The following is a 20,981-nucleotide window of genomic DNA, read 5'->3' as shown; positions in this document are numbered from 1 at the left end:
CTGCGTTGGCAGATTCATCTTCCAGCCTGAAACGGCGCGCTCTTCGCGTCTGGGCAGGCATCTGGGTGCCGGTGAAGCTCTTCTTCAAGAAAGCGGATGCAGCCCAGCTACTTCTCGCAGGGTATCTCTTTTACATGCTGGCGGGCTGGGGCCTGTTGTCTCTGCCTATAGCCCAGGCGGTCCCGGTCAATGCGCTCGACAATTTGTTCATTGCCTCGTCAGCCGTGTCCACGACCGGGCTGGTGACTGTCGATCCCGGCAGCAGCTACACCCTTTTCGGTCAGATTATCATTCTGCTGCTGATCCAGCTGGGCGGCATTGGCTACATGACCTTCGGGTCGTTTCTCGTGCTGTCGCTGTCGCACCGCTGGACGCGCTTTCGCGAAACGGTGACGCGCGCTGCCTTTCCGCTGCCCTCAGACTTCGACGCGGCAAGGTTCATCCGCCGTGTGGTCTATTTCACGCTTGGCGTAGAGGCTGTGGGCGCGTTGCTGCTATGGCCAATGTTCGCCGATGCCGGTGTCGATAATGCGCTCTGGAGCGCGGTATTCCATTCTGTCTCGGCCTTCTGCACCGCCGGATTCAGCCTGTTTCCCAACAGTTTTGAAGACTTCACCGGCCATGCAGGGATCGTCTTCACCATATCGGCGCTCAGCTATCTGGGTGCTATCGGTTTCATAGTGATGACGACGCTTTTTGAGCGGCTGACCCGCAAGCGGGAGTCGCTGGGCTTCACGTCGACCGTTATCCTCTCGATCACGGCCAAGTTTGCCATAGGCGGCACGGTGATCCTGTTTGTCGCCGAACCCAGCATCGCTGCGCTGGACCCCGCCGAGCGGCTGTTGGCCGCCTTCTTCCAGGTCATGACCGCAAGCACGACGGTGGGGTTCAACACAGTGCCTATTGGCAATCTTGGAATGGCTGTGCTGATGGTGATGTTCGTTTTGATGGTTTTTGGCGCATCCCCGTCAGGAACGGGGGGCGGCCTGAAATCAACTACGCTGGCGGCGCTGGCGGGCCTTATGCGCAGCGTGTTCAAGCGCCGCGATACCATAACCTATATGGGCCGGGAGATTTCCGAAGACCGTGTCCACCAGGCGAGCGTCAGCTTCGGATTCTACTTTCTTGTGCTGGCCATCGCCCTGTTCGTGCTGTTTCTCACCGAGGCAGGCGCCAGCTTTGAAATGGTGGTGTTTGAGGCGATTTCGGCTCTCGGCACGGTTGGTTTGTCGATGGGACTGACCGGGGATCTGAGCGCGCTGGGCAAGCTCATGGTCATCCTGCTCATGCTGATCGGACGGGTTGGCATTCTCACATTCGGCCTCGCCATCGTGGCGCGTGACCGGAACGCGGCGGACAAATCGGACAACGAGCTGGTAATGTAGCCAGAAGGCCCTACCCCGCCGCGTCGATCTCGGCCTCGGTGAAGCGCCAGTCGCGATTGCAATACTCGCACGTCATCACAACGGCGCCGTCTTTGACCATCTCGTCACGGTCTTCGGGCGGGAAACCGGCAAGGATGCGCGCCAGCCGCTCACGCTCGCACGTACAGCGTTTCACAACCGGTTTGCCAGGCTGCAGGCGCACGCCATCCTCATGGAAGAGCCGGTAAAGCAGCCGGCCGGAGGAGACGCCGGGATCGAGCAATTCATCGTCTTCCACGGTATCAAACAGAACCTGCGCATCGGCAAAGTCATGGGCGTCATGGCCGCGCGCATCATCACCGGCAATGCGCTGCAGGATCGCCCCGCCCGCACGCCAGCGCATGTCTCCGCCGGGGAGCATTTCCTGACCAACGGCCAGACGGATGCGGGTGGGCACCTGCTCGGACTGCGCAAAATAGTGTTCTGCGCAGGCCGCCAGCGAAGGACCATCCAGCGCCACCACGCCCTGATAGCGGTCCATGTCCGAACCCTGGTCAATCGTCATCGCAAAGGCACCCGAACCCAGCAGGCGCTCGGCGCCGGGGCGCGGGCCGTGTTCGGCCTGCAGCGCGGCGACGCGCTCCGCATCATAGCGGGCAAAGCCGCGCACGCCCTCGCCTACGGCATAGTCCGCGACCACGAAGCTGACAGCGCCCTCGCCGCCCAGACCGCCGGGATTGGTGTTGGCACCGCTGGCCTGCACGATGAGGCGGCCTTGAAATTTGAGGGAATCCCCGATCAGCACTGCCAGCAGGACGGCTTCACCCAGCAGCGCCGCCACCGGCACGGGCAGGTCATGCGCGGAGAGTATCTCGTCAATGACCGGGCCGAGCCGCACCACGCGGCCCGAAACGGGCCGGGCATCCAGCTGGAATGCGGCTACTACGTCATCGTCCTGACCCAGCGTGTCCGGGCCAGATACACCCTTGTTCTCGTCCATGGTTAGCCTTGCTGTGCGGTATCAGCCCTGCTCAAGCGCAGTGAGGGCCTTATCCAGCGCCTCTACCGCCTGACGGGCGTGAGCTTCTTCAATGATCAGCGGCGGGGCCATACGGGCCACATTGTCTCCGGCCGCTCCGATCAGCAGATGGTTATCGCGCGCATGCTTTGCCAGTGTCTTGTTCACATAGCCGGTCTTCAGCTTCAGACCGACGAGCAGACCCTTGCCGCGCACCTCTTCAACCTTGGCTGAATGCGTATCGGCCAGCCCATGCAGTTGCTGGTGCAGGAAATTGGACATGTCCACCACGTGCTCCAGGAAGCCCGGCGCGGTCAGCTCGTCATAGACGACATTGCCAACGGCCATGGCCAGCGGATTGCCGCCAAAGGTGGAGCCATGCGTGCCGACGACCATGTGCGCGCCTGCCGCCTCGGTCGTAAGGCAGGCCCCCATCGGGAAGCCGCCGCCGACCCCTTTGGCGACCGCCATGATGTCCGGCGCGGCGCGGCCCGCCCATTCATGCGCCCAGAGCTTGCCGGTACGGCCTGCCCCGCACTGCACCTCGTCATAGATCAGCAAAAGCCCGTGCTCATCGCATAGCTGGCGCAAACCCCGCAGGCACACATCCGGCAAAGCGCGTACGCCGCCCTCGCCCTGTACGGGCTCGACCAGGATGGCGGCGGTTTCTTCGGTGATGGCGGCTTTTACGGCGTCGTGATCGCCGAAGGGAACGGAGTCAAACCCCTCCATGCGCGGGCCGAAGCCTTCCAGATAGGCCGGATTGCCGCCCGCATTGATGCCGCCATAGGTGCGGCCATGAAAGGCGCCGGTGAAGGTGATGATGCGGTAGCGGTCCGGCCGGCCATTGACGAAATGATAGTGGCGCGCGGTCTTGATCGCGCACTCAATCGCCTCGGTGCCGGAATTGGTGAAGAAGACGCGGTCGGCAAAGCTGTTCTGGCAGTATTTCGCCGCCAGCTCGTGCTGTCCCGGCACGGTGAACATGTTGGAGGTGTGCCAGAGCTTGTCGGCCTGGGCTTTCAGGGCAGCCACGGCCTTGGGGTGGGCATGGCCCAGCGCATTCACCGCAATGCCGGAGATGAAGTCGAGATATTTGTCGCCGCTGCGCTCGATCAGAAAGACGCCTTCACCACGCTCGAATATCTGCGAGGGCGGGGCATAGGTGTCAAAAAGCGGTGTGGGCATGTCGGTTATCTCCGGTAAAGAAAATCAGGTTCTCAGCCGCCAGCCGGAACGCAGAACGCCGTAGCAGGCAACAACCAGCACGGCATTGATGACAAGCGTTACAGCAACGCCAATGGCGATATTGCCGTCGGCATAGCCGATGAAGCCATAGCGGAAGCCGTCAATCAGATAGAAGAACGGGTTGAAATGGCTGATGGTCTGGAAAGGCTCGGGCAGGATCGAGATCGAATAGAACGTGCCCGACAGGAAGGTCAGCGGCATGATGATGAAATTGGTGATGACCGCAAGGTGATCGAACTTCTCCGCCCACACCCCGGCAATCACGCCCGCCATGCCCAGCATGGCCGCCGCGCCCATTCCGAAGAATGCAATCGCCCAGAAATGGGCAACGGGAAGAGAGGCGAAGGGAATAATCACGGCGGCAGAGGCCGCCGCCACCAGAACGCCCCGCGTGATCGCCCCGCCAATGAAAGCGGCCGCCAGCTCACCGGCGGACAAAGGCGGCATCAGGAAATCGACCGTATTGCCTTGCACCTTCGCGACGATCAGCGATGAGGACGAGTTGGCAAACGCGTTGTTCAACAGCCCCATCATGATAAGGCCCGGCCCGAGAAAGACGACGAAGGGAAAGCCGCCGGGCGCCTCGCGCGTGACACCAATGGCCAGCGAAAACACCATCATGTAGAGCAGGGTCGTGGCGACAGGGGCTGCAACCGTCTGGAAGCTGACCTTCAGAAAGCGGCGCACTTCCTTCTTGTAGAGTGTCCACAGGCCCAGCCAGTTTACCGCGCCCATCACGCGCGGCTGCGGCGGCACGGCCCCGGCGAGGCTGGCCTTCACGGCATCGCTCTGGCTGGACGTGTCTGGCATGACCGGACCCTTTTCGCCTCGTTTTGACGGATAGTTGCACGTCCTCTAGCACGGTCCGGCGGCGCGATGCGAGTGCGCAAGGCGGAAGTTTTCCACGTCCGAATCAGCGCCGCATCTTGTGCTGCTGTCACCTGCCGATACTGTATTTCGTGTCTGACCCCAAGATGTAGGGTGTAGCGGGAAGATCGCTACCAATCCCTTGGGGTCCAATATCGAAGCGTATAAGGCGAGGAGCGCACCGCCATGGCATGGACTGATGAACGGGTGGAAACCCTGAAGAAACTGTGGGCTGACGGTCTGAGCGCCAGCCAGATCGCCAAACAGCTCGGCGGGGTAACCCGCAATGCCGTTATCGGCAAGGTCCACCGGCTTGGCCTTTCGGGCCGGGCCGCACCGTCACGTCCCACGCGGCGCGTTGCAACGCCCAAGCTGGCTCCGAGGCCGCGCACGGCAGCAACCCCGTCGACGGCTGGCGCGAAGCCCAAGACCGCCAATGGCAGTGAGCCGGCCATTGTCCGCGCTCCGGCACCCGCCCCCGTTCCTGTGGAGCCGCACGTGCTGCCGTCTGGCGACTACGCCACCGTGCTCACCTTGCGCGAAGGCATGTGCAAATGGCCTGTCGGCGACCCGGCTGACGCAAGCTTCCGCTTCTGCGGCCACAAGACCACGCCCGGTCAAGCCTATTGCGAAGCCCACTCCCAGATGGCCTACCAGCCCCAGGCCAAGCGCAAGCGCAAGCCGTCCGAGGATGCGCGCGCGGTGCTGGACAGCCTGGCGTCGGGCCGGAGAGCCAATTTCTAGGAACGCAGTCCTTACGCTCGAAAGAAAAGCCCCGGTGATGTCACCGGGGCTTTTTTCTATTCCGCGTTCAGCGCGTAACCGGCTGAGCGCACCGTGCGGATAGGGTCGACCTCATGGCCGTCATTGAGCGCCTTGCGCAGCCGGCCGACATGCACGTCGACGGTACGCGCCTCGACATAGACATCCGAGCCCCACACCGCATCGAGTAATTGCTCGCGCGAGAATACGCGCCCCGGATGCTGCATGAAATAATCCAGCAGGCGGAACTCGGTCGGACCCAGATGGATGTCACGCCCGGCGCGGGAGACGCGGTGGGCCACCCGGTCGATCGTGATCTCGCCAACCACCACCTTGTCGTCGGCAAGGCCCGGACGGATACGGCGCAATATGGCGCGGACACGGGCAAACAGCTCGTTCATCAGGAACGGCTTGATGATGTAGTCGTCGGCGCCGGTATCGAGCCCGCGGATACGGTCAGCTTCCTCACCGCGCGCCGTCAGCATGATGATCGGGATATTGCGGGTTTCCTGGCGTCCGCGCAGGCGGCGGCATACCTCGATGCCCGACACGCGCGGCAGCATCCAGTCCAGCAGGATGATGTCGGGCTGGCGCTCCTCCACCAGGATCATTGCCTCCTCGCCATCGGCCGCGACCGTGACGCGGAAGCCTTCCTTCTTCAGATTGTACTGGAGCAGCTCGGCCAGCGCATCTTCATCCTCAACGACCAGAACATGCGGTTGCATGGCAGTGTTCCCTAGCTAGCGCCGCTTTCAAGCGGCGTGCCCTTGGGCCGTTCGGCCGTAAGCTCGCTGCCCGTGACGGCATAGTGAACCAGCTCGGCGATGTTGGTGGCGTGGTCGCCCACCCGCTCGAGATTCTTGGCAATGAACAGAAGATGCGTACCCGGCCCGATAAGCTGGGGGTCGCCAGCCATGCAGGTCAGAAGCTCGCGGAAGAGCGCATTATAGTGCTCGTCCACATCATCGTCGCGCTCCCAGACCCCGACAGCGCCGGCGATCTCGCCGCTGACATAGGCGTCCAGCACTTCATGAAGGTGGCGCTGGACCAGACGGCCCATGCGCTCGACGGACTTCGTGAGCGCCAGCGGTTCTGCCTCGTTGAGCGCGCGCGTGCGCCGGGCGATGTTCTTGGCCAGGTCGCCGACCCGCTCCAGATCCGCCGAGATTTTCAGCGCGGCGATACAGACGCGCAAATCCCAGGCCAGCGGCTGGCGCAGCGCCAGCAGGCGGATGATCTGGCGTTCGACATCGTGCTGAAGGGCGTCAATGCGCTTGTCGCGCTCGACGACTTCCAGCGCGAGATCACTGTCGCGGGTGATGATGGCGTCAATCGCATCGGAGATCATGCTCTCGGCGAGGCCACCCATGGTGGCAACGGAGGCCGAAAGCTGTTCCAGCTCCTCGGAGAAGGCCTTGACGATGTGATGACCCTGCTGTGCCGGGCTGTTCATGGCGGTTACCTTTTTGCGGAGCAAAAGCGCTCCCTGGTCAGGCGGCCAGCCGCTTATCCAAAGCGGCCGGTAATGTAGTCCTGCGTGCGGCGGTCACGCGGGTTGGTAAAGATCTCTTCTGTCGGGCCGTACTCGACAAGGTGCCCCAGATGGAAGAAGGCGGTCATCTGTGACACCCGCGCGGCCTGGGCCATGGAGTGGGTCACGATGATGAGGCAGTAATTCTCGCGCAGCTCGTCGATCAGCTCTTCAATGCGCGCGGTCGCGATAGGGTCCAGCGCCGAGCATGGCTCATCCATCAGGATCACTTCCGGGTTCACGGCAATGGCGCGTGCGATGACGAGACGCTGCTGCTGGCCGCCGGACAGCGAATTGCCCGGCTGGTCGAGGCGGTCAGCTACCTCGTCCCACAGGCCCGCCTTTTTCAGCGAGGTCTCCACTATGGCGTCCAGCTCATCCTTGCCGGAGGCGAGGCCATGAATGCGCGGGCCATAGGCCACATTGTCAAAGATGCTCTTGGGAAACGGGTTGGGCTTCTGGAACACCATGCCGACGCGCGCGCGCAGCAGGACCGGGTCAACGGCGCGGTCATTGATTTCCTCGCCATCGATACGGATGGAGCCGGAGACACGCGCGGTATCGATCGTGTCATTCATCCGGTTGATGCAGCGCAGGAAGGTGGACTTGCCACAGCCAGACGGGCCGATAAACGCCGTGACCGAGCGGTCCTGGATGTCCAGGTTTATGCCGTGCAGCGCCTGCTTGTCGGCGTAGAACACCTCTACGCCGGAAGCGGCCACCTTCACGGTATGGCTGCTCTCGGCGGCGTGATAGACCGTCTTGCCGGTCTGCGTGGGGGCAGCAGAATCTGCCATCTCACCATCTCCGTTCGAAACGGCGGCGCAGGATGATTGCAGCCGCGTTGAAAATTATCATCAGCGTCAGCAGCACCAGAATGGCAGCCGCTGTCCGCATCTCGAAGGCGCGTTCGGACGCGCCCGACCACAAGAAGACCTGCACCGGCATCACGGTAGAAGGCTGGGTCAGGCCTGACAGGCCCAGCGACGGCGCATCTGCGACAAAGGCCACCATGCCGATCATCAATAGCGGCGCCGTCTCGCCCAGCGCCTGGGCCAGACCAATGATCGAGCCGGTCAGTATGCCGGGCATGGCCAGCGGCAGGACGTGCTGGAACACCGCCTGGGTGCGCGAGGCACCGATGCCCAGCGCCGCCTCGCGGATGGAGGGCGGAACCGCACGCAGCGCCGCGCGCGAAGAAATGATCACTGTCGGCAAGGTCATCAGCGCCAGCACGAAGCCGCCCACCAGAGGCGCGGAGCGCGGCATGCCGAACGTGTTGATGAACACGGCCAGCCCCAGAAGGCCGAACACGATCGACGGCACAGCAGCCAGATTGTTGATATTGACCTCGATAAAGCCGGTCAGGCGGTTCTTCGGCGCGAATTCTTCCAGATAAATCGCTGTGCCGACACCAATCGGCACGGCCAGCAGCATGGTGACGAGCATGGTCAGGATTGAACCGATGAACGCGCCCATCACGCCGGCGAGCTCAGGCTCACGGCTGTCGGCGTTGAGAAACAGATTGGTATTGAGGCGGCGCGCGACCATGCCACGCTCTTCAAGCGCGCGGGCATAGACAGCCTGCTGGTCGGTGATGCGCCGGCCAGCCGCCGGGGTTTCAATCACCCACTCGCTCCAGTCTGCGGACGCGCTGGCGGTCTCCAGAGGCAGCAAGACCCGGCCCTCGGCTTCGCGGCCATCGGGTGTCAGGGCAGAGACGGCGACCACACCGCCATTGAGGCGGATCAACAGGCTGGCGGTACGCGGACCGAGCGTGATCCGGGTTTCAGGATCAATTACCGCTTCAAAGCGTTCCGCTTCATCGCGCGCCCGGCGCGCCGCCGCCAGCCCGGCTTCACGGGCATCACGGCTCTCGGCACCTGCTGCGCCGGCTTCCAGGCGGGCAGCACGGTCCAGAAGTGCATCGCGATCAGACGTGGCCTGCTGGCGGATGCGCGCAATGGCATTGGCAAAGGCAGGCGTATCCGATGACAGGGTGACATCGCCCGACACGGCATCAGCCTGGATCGAGCCACTGCCCGTGGATATGTGCTCGTCGACGGTAATGCCCTTCAGATAGAGGTCTATCTCGTGATTGGCCGGCATGGTGACGCGGATTGTCGTGCCGACCAGCGAAGGATCGGCAATCACGCGGCGCATGACCGAGGCTGCATTCAAGCCGCTATAGAGCCCGAACAGCTCACGCAGATCCGCGCGCGACGAGGCAGCAGGAAATTCAGACTGCAAGCTGCGCTGGAGAAGCTGGTTATAGCTGCCCCGCCTCAGGGATGCCTCGGTCATGTCGCCGCGTGGATCGGCAACCTCACGTTCCAGCGTGACCGGCAAGGTGATGACATAATTGGTGAAAGCGCCACTGGCCTGCAGCATGATAGTGCCAAGCAGCACGCCCAGAAAAATGATGGCAAGCGCAATGGCACCAATACCGAAGGCCCGGAAACGGCCCTCCGCACGGTGGCGGCGCGCGAGGCGCTGGCGGACCGCGTCCGCTATCGCTTGGCGGGGCGCGTCAGTCATATTTTTCCCGATAGCTCTGCACCACGCGCAGCGCGATGATGTTGAGGATCAAGGTGAGCACGAACAGAACCAGGCCCAGCGCGAAGGCGGAGAGCGTCTTGGGGCTGTTGAACTCCTGGTCGCCAGTGAGCAGCGTCACGATCTGGACGGTGATGGTGGTGACCGATTCCAGCGGATTGGCCGTCAGATTGGCCGCCTGACCGGCCGCCATCACAACGATCATGGTCTCGCCCACCGCGCGTGACACCGCCAGCAGCAACGCGCCGACAATGCCGGGCAAAGCTGCGGGGAAGACGACGTGGCGGATGGTCTCCGACTTGGTCGCCCCCATCGCATAGGCGCCATCACGCAGCGATTGCGGCACGGCGTTGATGACATCGTCCGACAGCGAGGACACGAACGGGATAATCATCACGCCCATCACGAGACCCGCTGATAGCGCGCTCTGGGTTACGGCGTCTTCATAGCCCAGGAAGAGCGCAAAATCGCGCAAGAGCGGGCCAACCGTCAGCAGCGCGAAGAAGCCGTAAACGACCGTCGGCACGCCTGCGAGAATTTCAAGGGCCGGCTTTGCCCAGGCCCGCACCCGGCTGTCAGCGTATTCCGACAGGTAGATGGCGGCAAAAAGCCCGACCGGCGCCGCCACCATCATCGCAATCAGCGTGATAAGGGCCGTACCAGCAAATAGCGGCACCGCGCCGAACGAGCCGGACTGGCCGATCTGGCCGGGCCGGATCGCCGTCTGCGGACTCCATTGGATACCGAACAGGAAGTCGAACACCCGCCAGTCGATGGCCGCAAAGAAGCGCAGGCTTTCAAACAGGAGCGAAAAGACAATGCCCAGCGTCGTCAGGATCGCAATCAGGGAGGCCAGCGCCAGCGCAGCCGAGATAACCCACTCGACGCGGTTACGCGCGCGAAAACGCGCTGCCAGATGCGTGCGGGCCAGCGCCAGCCCGGCCAGAGCGAGCCCCAGCGCGCCAAGGCTTGCACCCCATGCGATAGCGGAATGAACCGGGCCCAGCGCATCGGCGGTGGCGCGCAGCTCGGCTGTGTCGCGGCTGGAGAGGCCATCACCGAAGGCCAAAGCACGGGCATCGGCCAGAAACACCTCGCGCTCCTGAACCGGGAGCCGGCCAAACTCAAACCCGGCACGGGCCAGCGCATGATCGCCAGCTTCAGGCACAGCCTGCAATATTTCACTGGCGATCACGTCCGCGCGGCCATCGCGCGTGAAGCGGGCATCGTCCTGGGCGAACTGCAGCTCGTCCTGACGCCCGCGCAAGGCCGTTACCGCATCCGACTGTACGCCTTCGGCTGCAATGACCTGTTCGGCTTCGCCGCGAAGCGCCGCTATCTCGCCCTCGAGCCGGGCGATCTCGCGATTAGCCACCGGCCAGACCTCATCGGCATTGAGCGCCTGTTCATACCGGACCTGCAACGGCTGTGCGGCACGCTCCATCTGACCCAGCACGATCGTGTTCACGATCATTGTGCCGGCGAGGGCGTACAAGGCCAGAAAGGCAAAGCCGGGAAGCCCGGCCCAGATGGCAACATAATAGCCGTGATAGCCGGGCAGCGAGTGAAGCCGACCGCCGTCCTTATCGGCAAGCGCGAGCGCACGGCTGCGGCCGGCAAGGAAACCGACAGCCGTGAGCACAAGCAGCGCGAGTGCCGTGATAAGGGACAATTGCATCTGTAACCTCGTCCGGCGAATGGTTTGCTTGACCCGCTCGCCGGTTAGCGGCGCAAACTGGCGCCGATCGATCACCCAAATATGACGGTCACGTTACAGTTTTGCGACAAGGCCAGACCCGGCCGGGGGATTACTCTGTTTCAGCCTCCAGTGCGGTGGCCTCCGTTGCAGGCGAAGGCGCGCTGGCAGCGGCAACTGCCTCGGCTGGCTTGGGCAGGAATACCGAGAAGGCCGAGCCGACGCCTGTCGCGCTTTCGACACTGAAGCCGCCCCGGTGACGGGTAATGATATGCTTGACGATGGCCAGACCCAGCCCGGTTCCGGCCGTCGGGCCGCTCTTCTGCCCGTCGACCCTGTAAAAACGCTCGGACAGGCGGGGCAGGTAGCGCCGGTCAATGCCAGCGCCATTATCGCGAACACGCAAGACGCCATAGCGCTGGCGCGGATCAAAGGGCGGACCAGCCAGCAGCAGGCGGGCGCTCTGCGGGGCCAGTCTTTCGGGCGTGTGTTCGGCAACATCACGCGCGCAGTTGTCCAAGGCCTCGATGGTAACGACAGCGCCTTCTGGCGAGTATTTGATCGCGTTCTCAACCAGATTTTCGACGACCTCGTAAACCTGATCGCGGTCGCCGGTCACTTTTGCTGGTGCTTCGGGCAGTGAGAGCTCGAAGCTGATGGAACGCGCATCAGCCATGGGCCGGAGACTGTCAACGACATCACGGACAATAGCGCCGAGATCTGCCTCGCCCGAGGGCGGCAAATGCTCGTTCATTTCAACGCGGCTGAGCGAAAGCAGGTCATCAATCAGGCGGCGCATGCGGTCAGTCTGCTCGCGCATGATCGTCAGGAAGCGGTCCCTTGCCTCCTCGTCGTCACGGGCAGGCCCGCGCAACGTATCGATAAAGCCGGACAGGGAGGCCAGAGGGGTGCGCAATTCATGACTGGCATTGGCGAGGAAGTCCGCGCGCATGCGCTCTGCCCGCTTGGACGAGGTTTCGTCGGCGAGAACCAGCATGGCGCGCCACGGCATGGGACCCGCTACGGGCATGCGCAGCGGCTCCACGAAGGCGCGCACATGGCTTTCTATCGGCGCAAGGCTCGCATACTCGACAACCGTTCCGCGTTCCCCGCGCAACGCCGCACTGACCGCCTCAAGCACGCGCGGCTGACGCAAGGACGTCGATAACAGCCCGCCTTCAGCGCCCAGGGCAAGAAAGGCGCGCGCCGCCGGGTTGGCCCGCTCGATACGCCCGCCCGGACCGATCAGCAGAACCGGAACAGCGATTTTCTCCAGCATGGCGCTGGCCGTTTCCAACTCGCTGGAAACCACCGGACGGGTGATCTGCGCGGATGGTTTGGGCGCGGCTCGCGTCACTGCCGTCAGGAAGTAGATGAAGGCCAGGGCCGAGAAGGCCAGCGATGCGGCCAGCCAGGCGCCCGGCGCCAGCACACCGCCAACCAGCAAAACCAGCAGAACCACAAGTGCGAGCAGCGCCGTAATGACGATGTCACGGCGGCGCGGGCGGTCCGGCGTGGTGCGCGTTCTGACGGTGGGGTTCTCGCTGGTCATCTGCCGGTCTTAGCACGGGTTTTTGACGACTCAATGTGGCTGCGGCGTGAAAGCCGGGATAGCGGTCACAAGATGAATTTTCTGTAATTCGAGATATTTTTAGCGTTTTTCGATAAACTTTTGTTGACATTCGCATAGTCGCCAGTAGGGTGCCCCCATCTTGAACCACCACGAAAAGAAGGAATCCGGGGTGCTCCGGTATAGCCTCATACTCTCCTCCTCATTGATCGTCGTGGCGTGCGCAGGCACGCCGCACCTCTCTGCCGCCCCGGATCTCGCCCTGCCGGACACCTATGTCAGTGCGCCCGCAGCGCATGGACCGCAGGAGCCCGACTGGGTAAGCGCACTGGGCGACGGGGCCCTGCCCGGCCTTATCGGCACGGCACTGGCCAACAACCCGGATCTCGCAGCGGCGCGCGCCAATACAGAAGCCGCCAGAGCTTCGGCACGCGCCGGCCAGGCGCCGCGCCTGCCTTCGGTGGATTTCGGCACCACAGCCGTCACCCGTCCTGCAGGCGAGGTGTACTCGGCAGGAATTGATGTCAGCTGGCAGGCTGATGTGTGGGGCCGGATATCGAACCTCGCCCGCGCCAGTGCGCTGAGCGCCGAGGCCGCCGAAGCAGACTATGCCGGCGCGGAGCTTTCCATTGCCGCCAGCGTCGCCAGCACCTGGTTCGCGCTGACCGAAGCCCGGTTGCAGCGCGAGCTGTCCGAACATGATGTCGCCACCCGCCAGCGTCAGCTCGATATCGTCGAGCGGCGCTTCGTGCGCGGCGTGGTGCGTTCTTCGGACGTGCGCACGGCGCGATCTGCGCTCGCCAGCTCGCAAGCCACGCTCTCCATCCGCCAGCGCGCAGAAAGCCAGACGGCCCGCGGCCTGCAGACGCTTCTGGGAGCCTACCCGGATGGTTCTGTCACGCCGGGAGCAGAGCTGCCAATGCTCGCCGCGCTGCCTGCGCCGGGGACACCCGGAGAGCTGATCAGCCGCAGGCCCGACGTGGTCGCTGCCGAGTTCCGGCTGGCGGCTGCCGGATTTTCTGCCGAAGCAGCCCGCAAGGCGCTTTACCCGTCCCTATCGCTGATCGGCTCGTATTCCGGCCAGACGACGGAGATTTCCGACCTGTTTTCGCCTTCCACGCTGGTGGAAAGCCTGACGGCATCGATCACTGCGCCGATATTCCGGGCAGGCGCGCTGCGCGCCGAACGCGACCGTGCCGCCGCTCTGGCCCGCGCGCAGGCCGCCAGCTACGTCAACACCAGCCTCACCGCCTTGCGCGAGGTGGAGAACGCCCTGACCGCAGACAGCCTGCTGGCGGACCGCGTTGCTGCACTGGAAACCGCCAGGGAAGAAGCGCAGGCCGCGCTCGAACTCGTCGAGCGTCAGTATGCGAGCGGTGTGGGCACCATTTTCGAGCTTATTGATGCGCAAACCCGGCTGATACAGGCCGAAGGCCAGCTGATAACGGCCCGGCGCGAGCGCATCGACAACCGTATCGCCTTGCATCTTGCCATTGCCGGACCGTTCAACGCCCCGGCCGCACTTATCCCGTCAGAACAATAAAAAGAATACGTCTTCAAGAGGTTGGTCATGTCAAAAACTACCGGACGCTTCCTGCTTATCGGTTTGCCGATACTGATTATCGCCGCGTTCATCGCCCTGTTCGTCATACTGGGCGCAACCCAGCCGCGTCCCGAGCGCGAGACGCCAGTCCCCCGGCCTGCTGCGGTCTTCGTCGCTGAAGCGGTGCAGAGCCCTGTCCGCCTGCTCGTCAGCACGCAGGGCGAGGTTTCACCCGTCACGCAGATCGGGCTTGTCGCTCAGGTCTCAGGGCGGATCGCCTATGTGAACCCCAGCTTCACGCAAGGCGGGTTCTTTGAAGAGGGCGACGTGCTCGTGCGCCTCGAAGATGAGGATTACCGTCTGGCGGTGACCCGCGCCGAAGCGCTTGTGACCCAGCGCCGGCAAGCCCTCGTCCGCGAGGAAGCCGAGGCCGAGCTTGCGGCGGAGGAATGGGGTGCTATCGGGGAAGGCGATGCGTCGGCCCTGACGCTGCGTCAGCCTCAGCTGGCTGATGCGCGCGCGCAGCTGGCCGGCGCGGAGGCATCTTTGCGCGAAGCCCGGCTGGCCCTTGCACGCACCCGTATCACGGCTCCGTTCAACGGACGTGTCCGCGAGAAACTGGCTGATCTCGGCCAGTATGTGGGTCCGGGTGCCCGGATCGGGGAGATATTCTCCACCGACACCGCCCAGGTACGCCTGCCCTTTACCGACAGCGAGCTTGGCCGGGCTGGTATTCCGGTCGCGTTCCGCGCCGACAGCTTCGAGACGGCGCCTGTTGTGACGCTCGGCGCCAATCTGGCCGGTGCGTGGCGTGAATGGGAGGGCCGCATCGTGCGCACCGATAGCAGCATCGATCCGCAAACGCGCACGCTCTACGCCATTGCAGAGGTCGCGGATCCGTTTGGTGCAGCCGCTGAAGCTGCCGGCGCGCCTCTTGCCATGGGACTGTTTGTCGAAGCACGCGTGCCGGGCCGCTCACTGGAGACCGCCATCACCCTTCCGCGCAGCGCCCTGCGCGGCGCAGACCAGGTGCTGGTGGCCCGCCCCGACGGGACGCTGTCTGTCAGGACGGTGGATATTGTCGAAAGCAGCCCGCAAAGACTGGTCGTCGCGAGCGGTGTCGAGGCAGGTGAGTTTGTTGTCACCTCACCGCTTCGCGGCGCTGCCGATGGCATGCGCATCCGGGCACTCGACAGCGATGGCGAGCCGATATTCCCCGGCACCGAAACCATCGAGCCCGCTGCTGCCGAAGCCGGTGAGTCGCAAACCGCCAACCCGGACGCCAATGCGTCTGTAGCCAGCGCCGACTAGAGGCAGCTGCCGAGGATCTGAACCATGGTTGAACGTCCAGACGAAAAACCCCACGGCGGCCTGCTGGCCTGGTGGGCGGGCAATTCCATTGCCGCAAACCTTCTGATGATTATCGCCCTGGTGGGCGGCTTTATCGGCTACTCGCAGATCCAGCGGGACGAAAACCCCGCTGCATCATTTGCCGGCGCCACGGTATCGGTGGCCTGGCCGGGTGCCTCACCGCAGGAGATCGAGGAACAGATCATCCTGCGCGTCGAGGAAGCCATCACGGCGGTCGATGGTGTGCGCCGCGTGACCGCTACCGCAGTCGAGGGCAGCGGATGGGTCAATATCGAGGGCAATAGCACCGTTGATCCCAAGGAGTTCCTCGACGCGGTCAAGCTGCAGGTGGACTCCATCAACAACCTGCCCATTGACGCCTTCCAGCCGCGCGTGACGCAATGGCAGTCGCGCAGCCAGGTCGCCGGCATCGCTATCCATGGCAATATCGACCGGCGTGAGCTGCAACGCATAGCCCGCGAAATCCGCAACGAGCTGAGCGCCGCCATTCCCGAAATCGCCTCTGTCAACACACAGGCACGGCTGCCCGAAGAAGTCTCGATCGAGATTTCGGAGGAGAATATGCACCGCTACGGCATCACGATTGCCGAGCTGTCACGGGCCATCTCCACCAGCTCGCTCAACCTGTCTGCAGGCTCGGTGCGCACCGATCTGGGCGATGTGCGCTTTGCCGCGCGTCAGCTGGCAGATACGGGCGAAGAGTTCGGAAATATCATTGTACGCCAGACCCCCGGCGGCGGGATTATCCGCGTGCGCGACATCGCCACTGTCATTGACGGTCTTGAGGACCGCCCCTTCGAGGCGACCTTCAACGGCGAGCCGATGGTGCTGATCACGCTGATGTCGACCGGCAATTCGGATGTCATCAATGTCTCGCGCCAGCTCTCGGCCTATATCGAGCGCAAGCAGCGCGACCTGCCGGAGACCGTCACCATTTCGGAATGGTGGGACGGGGCCGACCAGTTCAATTCCCAGCTTACCGTTATCGGCAACTCGGCCCTGCTCGGCCTTGCGCTGGTGCTGGTCATCCTGATCCTGTTCCTGCGCCCCATCGTGGCATTCTGGGTGACGATCGGCATCGCCACGGCGTTTGCGGGCGCATTCATGTTGCTGCCGCTGATCGGCGTCACCCTGAACTTCCTCTCGCTCTTCGCCTTCCTGATTGTGATCGGGGTTATCGTCGATGACGCCATCATTGTCGGTGAGAATATTCACAACCGGGTGGAGCGCGGCGAGGAAGGGCTGACCGCGGCCGTCGTGGGCGTGCAGATGGTGGCCAAGCCGGTCGTGTTCGCGGTCATCACCTCGATGATGGCGTTCGCGCCCTGGATGATGCTCTCAGGGCCGGAAGTGCAGTTTACCCGGCAGATTTCGCTGGTTGTGATTGCCGCGCTGACCTTCTCGCTCATCGAAGCCTTCCTGATCCTGCCTGCGCACCTGGCGCATATCAAACCGCAGGAGCCCAAAGGCGTTTCCGGCTATTTCATCCGCTTCCAGGCGAAGATTGCTGACAGCCTGGTCTGGTTCTCCCGCCACGCCTACGGACCGTTCCTGGCGCTGTCCCTGCGCCATCGCTATGCAACGTTTGCGGTCTTTGTCGGCCTGTTTGCGCTGGCGATCGTGCTGATGAATACGGGCCGGGTGCCGTTCCGCTTCATGCCGGAAATCGAGAGTGACCTCATTCAGGTGAATATCCAGCTTGCCGAGGGCACACCCTGGCAGCGCACCGACGAGATCCGTGAGCGGCTGGAAGCGGCGCAACTGACCGTGCAGAATGCCTACCGCGAAGAGTATCCCGGCGAGATAGACGTCATCCGCAACCGTTCCACGCTGGCCACGCAAGGACAGATCCGGGCATGGATCAGTCTTGCTCCGCCCGAAACGCGGCCCGGACGCTTGCCCTCCGCCGACATTGCCCAGCGCCTGCGTGACGAGCTGGGCCCGGTACCGGATGCGGAGGAAATCCGCTTTGACGCGACGCTCAACGAGGTTGGACCGGCGATCGATTTTGCCATCAACCATCCGGATATCGACATATTGCGGGCCGCCGCCGACGAGCTCAAAGAAGCGCTGCGCGGCTTCCCGGCCACCTATGATGTTGTCGACAATCTGCAGACGTCGGCCGATGAGCTGCGTCTGGTATTGCGGCCCGACGCACAGGCTCTGGGGCTGACCCTGGTCGATGTAACCCAGCAGATCCGCCAGGCCTTCTACGGCCAGGAAGTGCAGCGTCTGCCGCGCGGTGGCGAGGATGTCAGGGTGATGGTGCGCTATCCCCGCGACGCCCGCGAGAGCCTTGATGCCATCAACCAGCTGCGTATCCGTACACCCGATGGCCGTGAGATCCCGCTGGCGGCTGTCGCGGAGGCGGAATTTGCACCGGGCATCAACCGTATCCAGCGCCGCGAACGCCAGCGTACGGTACGTGTCAGCGCCGAGGTCAGTGACCCAGATGGCGCACGTGCCATACGCCGCCAGATCACCGAGGAGTTCTTCCCGGCGTGGCGGGAACGCTATCCGGGCGTGTCGGTGGGCGCCATCGGGCAGGCCGAAGGCGAGGCGGAGTTTCTCGGCGAGATTGTCATCCTGCAGATCGTGATGATCGGCATGATGTATGTCCTGCTCGCGGTTGCTTTCCGCTCCTACGCCCAGCCCGTGCTCATCATGACCGCCATACCCTTCGCCTTTGCGGGCGCAGTGTTCGGCCACATGATACTGGGTGTGCCGTTTGCCCTGTTCTCCATGTTTGGCGTGGGGGCCGCAGCAGGCATCGTCATCAACGACAATCTGGTGCTGGTGGACTTCGTGAACCGGCTGCGCGAACGCGGTGTCGGCGCATTCCAGGCGCTCGTCGATGCGGGGGTTCAGCGGTTCCGGCCCATCCTGCTGACGACCGTGACCACGTTTATCGGCGTTCTGCCGATGATCGCGGAGCGCTCCACGGCCGCGCAATTCCTCAAGCCCATGGTCGTATCTCTGGGGTTTGCGGTGGTGTTCGCCCTCTTCCTGACGCTCTTCATGGTGCCTGCGCTCTACGCTATCGGCGTCGACATCAAGCGCACGGTCCTGTCCTTGTGGACCGGAGAGAAGCGGCCCGGCATCGGCTCAGGCTATGAAGGCGATACCAGCGGCACCGATATTGATATCGGTCAGCTCGAACATCCGGCCGAATAGGTCTGGAATCTGCCATGGCGGGGCGCAGATACTGCGTCCCGCCATGGCCATTTTTATGGGTGGAGCCTAGTTTTCCACCCGTTTTGAGGCGGAACCGCCACCCGGTTGCCGCATCCGAAGGGGAGACTGAGATGAGACATTTTCTGCTAGCAGGGTGCTGCGTGGCCGTTCTTATGGCGTGCGACACACAAGGCACGAACGGCAGTGACGGCGCCGAGGATGCAGCCGTTGCCGAAACCACCGAAATTGCCGGCGAGCCGCGTTTTGGCACGTTCGGCTTTGATACGGCCGGCATGAACGCCGATGTGGCGCCGGGCGATGACTTCTTTGCCTATGCCAACGGTGTGTGGGCTGAAACCACCGAAATCCCGTCAGACCGCGCCCGCTATGGCGTGTTTGACATGCTGTCGCTGGAAGTGGAGCAGCAGGTTCAGGCCATCGTGCTGGAAGCTGGCGAGCGCGGCGGCCCTGCCGGCTCCAACGAGCAGCTGATCGGCGACCTCTATGCCAGCTGGATGAACGCGGACGCCATCGAGGCGCGCGGCCTGGAACCGGCCCAGCCTTATCTTGATACGATTGCGGCAGCCGAAAGCTTTGAGGACATTGCCGCCCTGATGGCCCGGCGCGACTATCACGCGCCCTACTGGGTGTCGATCAGCCCGGACCCGGAAAACCCGGACGCCTACATCATGCGGTCCGGCCAGTCGGGCCTCGCCCTGCCGAGCCGTGACTATTACCTGCTCGACACCGGACGCTTTCCGGAATACCGCGACGCCTACCGCGCCTATATCGCGCAGATTTTCGAGCTGGCGGGCATGCCTGATGGCGAGATGCGCGCCCAGCAGATCCTCGACCTCGAAACGGCGCTGGCTGAAGTTCACTGGACCCGCGAAAACTCACGCGATGTCACGCTGACCAATAACCGGATGAGCGTTGAAGACTTCATCGCTCTGGCCCCGGAGCTGAACCTGCAAGGGGCGCTGGACGACCGCAGCCTGCCCGCAGAAGGCGAGATCGTGGTTGCCCAGCCAAGCGCCATCACCGATGCGGGCGCCCTCATGGCGCAGACGGATGTCGATCTTCTGCAAGCCTGGCTCAGCTTCCACTTCATCTCCGGCCGTGCATCCTGGCTGCCATCAGCTTTCGATCAGGCCAATTTCGACTTCTACAGCCGCACGCTGAGCGGGACCGAAGAGCAACGCACGCGCGATCTGCGCGGTGTGCAGCTGGTCAATGGCGCCCTCGGCCACCCGGTCGGGCAGGTCTATGTCGAGCGTCACTTCCCGCCAGAGGCCAGCCGTCAGATGGACGAGCTGATCCAGAATCTGGTGGAAGGCTTCCAGGGCCGTCTTGAACGTCTGGAGTGGATGGATGACGAAACCCGCGAGCAGGCGCTGACCAAGCTGTCGACGTTTGAACCGCGCATCGGCTATCCGGAAATCTGGAACGAGTATGATGGCCTCGAAATCCGCGCTGATGACTATTTCGGCAACCGGGTGCGCATGAGCGAATTCGCCTGGGCCGAGCAACTGCGCCGCTTCCCCGATCCGGTTGACCGCCGCCTGTGGAGCTGGCCGCCGCAAATCGTCAATGCCAGCTACAATCCGCTGATGAACCAGATCACCTTCCCGGCGGGCATTCTGCAGGCACCCTTCTTTGACATGAATGCCGACCCGGCCATGAATTACGGCGCTATCGGGGCGGTTATCGGTCACGAGATCGGCCACGGCTTTGACGATAATGGCCGCCGCTTCGATGCCGAGGGCCGCATTCGCGACTGGTGGACGGAAGAAACCAATACGCGCTTCGTCGAGCGGTCTGACCGCCTGGTTGAGCAGTATAACGGCTTCTGCCCCTTCCCGGACGAGTGCGTGAACGGCCGCGTCGCGCTGGGCGAAAACATCGGCGATCTGGGCGGCATGCAGATGGCGTATGAGGCCTACCGCGCCTATGTGGCCGAGACCTATCCGGACGGTGAAGCACCGGTGATTGACGGCTATACCGGCGATCAGCGCTTCTTCCTGGCCTGGGCACAGGTCTGGCGGACCCTGTTCCGCGACGACGCGCTGCGCGCCCAGCTGGCCACCGGCCCGCACTCTCCGGGCATGTACCGGGTGAACGGCGTGGTGCGTAATCTGGACGCCTGGTACGAGGCGTTTGGCGTCACTGAAGAGCATGAGCTCTACCTGCCGCCAGAAGAGCGCGTACGCATCTGGTAGTTCCAGAGCACGATCTGACACTGGCAGACGCCCGGCCCGCTGCGGCCGGGCGTTTTGCTATT

The 20,981-nt window shown here is 63.4% G+C and carries 15 protein-coding genes; 6 read left to right on the top strand and 9 right to left on the bottom strand.

Features of this window, described 5'->3' with window-relative positions; genetic code table 11:
* Positions 1–5: 5 nt before the first annotated feature.
* Entirely contained in the window at positions 6–1,385 is a 1,380-nt protein-coding gene (locus X907_RS02305) for a TrkH family potassium uptake protein (RefSeq protein ID WP_233352490.1), read from the top strand.
* Between the two features lie 10 nt (positions 1,386–1,395).
* On the opposite strand, the gene X907_RS02300 is transcribed toward X907_RS02305, so the two are convergent.
* Genes X907_RS02300 through X907_RS02290 form a run of 3 tightly spaced genes read right to left on the bottom strand, consistent with a single transcriptional unit; the run spans position 1,396 to position 4,440 of the window.
* Positions 1,396–2,364, bottom strand: coding sequence for an Hsp33 family molecular chaperone (locus X907_RS02300; protein WP_127565445.1), 969 nt, complete (start codon positions 2,362–2,364; stop codon positions 1,396–1,398).
* A gap of 21 nt (positions 2,365–2,385) precedes the next feature.
* Positions 2,386–3,570: an aspartate aminotransferase family protein gene (locus X907_RS02295; RefSeq protein ID WP_179951437.1), complete on the bottom strand. Its 1,185-nt coding sequence runs from the start codon at positions 3,568–3,570 to the stop codon at positions 2,386–2,388.
* A 24-nt stretch (positions 3,571–3,594) separates the two neighbouring features.
* Positions 3,595–4,440 carry an ABC transporter permease gene (locus tag X907_RS02290; protein WP_127565443.1) on the bottom strand — a complete coding sequence of 282 codons (846 nt, stop codon included), beginning with the start codon at positions 4,438–4,440 and terminating at the stop codon, positions 3,595–3,597.
* Between the two features lie 243 nt (positions 4,441–4,683).
* Between X907_RS02290 and X907_RS02285 the strand changes: the two genes are divergently transcribed.
* Positions 4,684–5,241, top strand: a complete 558-nt coding sequence (locus X907_RS02285) for a GcrA family cell cycle regulator (RefSeq protein ID WP_127565442.1) — start codon at positions 4,684–4,686, stop codon at positions 5,239–5,241.
* Positions 5,242–5,297: 56 nt separating this feature from the next.
* Here X907_RS02285 and phoB read toward each other — a convergent pair whose 3' ends face one another.
* From phoB to X907_RS02255, 6 genes are all read right to left on the bottom strand, one after another.
* The gene (gene phoB / locus X907_RS02280) at positions 5,298–5,984 is read right to left on the bottom strand and encodes a phosphate regulon transcriptional regulator PhoB (RefSeq protein ID WP_127565441.1); all 687 of its coding nucleotides are present in this window, start codon (positions 5,982–5,984) and stop codon (positions 5,298–5,300) included.
* Between the two features lie 11 nt (positions 5,985–5,995).
* Entirely contained in the window at positions 5,996–6,712 is a 717-nt protein-coding gene (gene phoU / locus X907_RS02275; protein ID WP_127565440.1) for a phosphate signaling complex protein PhoU, read from the bottom strand.
* Positions 6,713–6,765: 53 nt separating this feature from the next.
* Positions 6,766–7,587 (bottom strand): phosphate ABC transporter ATP-binding protein PstB, encoded by an 822-nt coding sequence (gene pstB / locus X907_RS02270; RefSeq protein ID WP_127565439.1) that lies wholly within the window; start codon positions 7,585–7,587, stop codon positions 6,766–6,768.
* Position 7,588: 1 nt separating this feature from the next.
* The gene (gene pstA / locus X907_RS02265; RefSeq protein ID WP_127565438.1) at positions 7,589–9,328 is read right to left on the bottom strand and encodes a phosphate ABC transporter permease PstA; all 1,740 of its coding nucleotides are present in this window, start codon (positions 9,326–9,328) and stop codon (positions 7,589–7,591) included.
* Positions 9,321–11,024 carry a phosphate ABC transporter permease subunit PstC gene (gene pstC / locus X907_RS02260; protein WP_127565437.1) on the bottom strand — a complete coding sequence of 568 codons (1,704 nt, stop codon included), beginning with the start codon at positions 11,022–11,024 and terminating at the stop codon, positions 9,321–9,323. Before pstC ends, pstA begins: the two co-directional genes overlap by 8 nt.
* A gap of 130 nt (positions 11,025–11,154) precedes the next feature.
* On the bottom strand, positions 11,155–12,594 hold the full coding sequence (locus tag X907_RS02255; protein WP_127565436.1) for a sensor histidine kinase: 1,440 nt from the start codon (positions 12,592–12,594) through the stop codon (positions 11,155–11,157).
* A 190-nt stretch (positions 12,595–12,784) separates the two neighbouring features.
* Here X907_RS02255 and X907_RS02250 point away from each other — a divergent pair, with 190 nt between their 5' ends.
* From X907_RS02250 to X907_RS02235, 4 genes are all read left to right on the top strand, one after another.
* Entirely contained in the window at positions 12,785–14,155 is a 1,371-nt protein-coding gene (locus X907_RS02250; protein ID WP_233352489.1) for an efflux transporter outer membrane subunit, read from the top strand.
* Between the two features lie 27 nt (positions 14,156–14,182).
* Positions 14,183–15,466, top strand: coding sequence for an efflux RND transporter periplasmic adaptor subunit (locus X907_RS02245; RefSeq protein ID WP_127565435.1), 1,284 nt, complete (start codon positions 14,183–14,185; stop codon positions 15,464–15,466).
* Positions 15,467–15,490: 24 nt separating this feature from the next.
* Positions 15,491–18,700: an efflux RND transporter permease subunit gene (locus X907_RS02240; RefSeq protein WP_127565434.1), complete on the top strand. Its 3,210-nt coding sequence runs from the start codon at positions 15,491–15,493 to the stop codon at positions 18,698–18,700.
* Between the two features lie 131 nt (positions 18,701–18,831).
* Positions 18,832–20,919 (top strand): M13 family metallopeptidase, encoded by a 2,088-nt coding sequence (locus X907_RS02235; RefSeq protein ID WP_127565433.1) that lies wholly within the window; start codon positions 18,832–18,834, stop codon positions 20,917–20,919.
* Positions 20,920–20,981 lie beyond the last annotated feature (62 nt).

This window comes from Glycocaulis alkaliphilus (genome assembly GCF_004000605.1).
In the GTDB taxonomy this organism is placed as follows: domain Bacteria; phylum Pseudomonadota; class Alphaproteobacteria; order Caulobacterales; family Maricaulaceae; genus Glycocaulis; species Glycocaulis alkaliphilus.
The sequence above is the reverse complement of the archived record's forward strand: the minus strand, read 5'-3'. Positions and strand labels throughout refer to the sequence as shown.

What these genes read in the sequence shown, in the direction of transcription:
- X907_RS02285 (WP_127565442.1), top strand. Translation starts at nt 4,684, where the DNA reads ATGGCATGGACTGATGAACGGGTGGAAACCCTGAAGAAACTGTGGGCT.
- X907_RS02295 (WP_179951437.1), bottom strand. Translation starts at nt 3,570, where the DNA reads ATGCCCACACCGCTTTTTGACACCTATGCCCCGCCCTCGCAGATATTC.
- X907_RS02290 (WP_127565443.1), bottom strand. Translation starts at nt 4,440, where the DNA reads ATGCCAGACACGTCCAGCCAGAGCGATGCCGTGAAGGCCAGCCTCGCC.
- pstA (WP_127565438.1), bottom strand. Translation starts at nt 9,328, where the DNA reads ATGACTGACGCGCCCCGCCAAGCGATAGCGGACGCGGTCCGCCAGCGC.
- X907_RS02255 (WP_127565436.1), bottom strand. Translation starts at nt 12,594, where the DNA reads ATGACCAGCGAGAACCCCACCGTCAGAACGCGCACCACGCCGGACCGC.
- phoU (WP_127565440.1), bottom strand. Translation starts at nt 6,712, where the DNA reads ATGAACAGCCCGGCACAGCAGGGTCATCACATCGTCAAGGCCTTCTCC.
- pstC (WP_127565437.1), bottom strand. Translation starts at nt 11,024, where the DNA reads ATGCAATTGTCCCTTATCACGGCACTCGCGCTGCTTGTGCTCACGGCT.
- pstB (WP_127565439.1), bottom strand. Translation starts at nt 7,587, where the DNA reads ATGGCAGATTCTGCTGCCCCCACGCAGACCGGCAAGACGGTCTATCAC.
- X907_RS02235 (WP_127565433.1), top strand. Translation starts at nt 18,832, where the DNA reads ATGAGACATTTTCTGCTAGCAGGGTGCTGCGTGGCCGTTCTTATGGCG.
- X907_RS02300 (WP_127565445.1), bottom strand. Translation starts at nt 2,364, where the DNA reads ATGGACGAGAACAAGGGTGTATCTGGCCCGGACACGCTGGGTCAGGAC.
- X907_RS02240 (WP_127565434.1), top strand. Translation starts at nt 15,491, where the DNA reads ATGGTTGAACGTCCAGACGAAAAACCCCACGGCGGCCTGCTGGCCTGG.
- phoB (WP_127565441.1), bottom strand. Translation starts at nt 5,984, where the DNA reads ATGCAACCGCATGTTCTGGTCGTTGAGGATGAAGATGCGCTGGCCGAG.
- X907_RS02245 (WP_127565435.1), top strand. Translation starts at nt 14,183, where the DNA reads ATGTCAAAAACTACCGGACGCTTCCTGCTTATCGGTTTGCCGATACTG.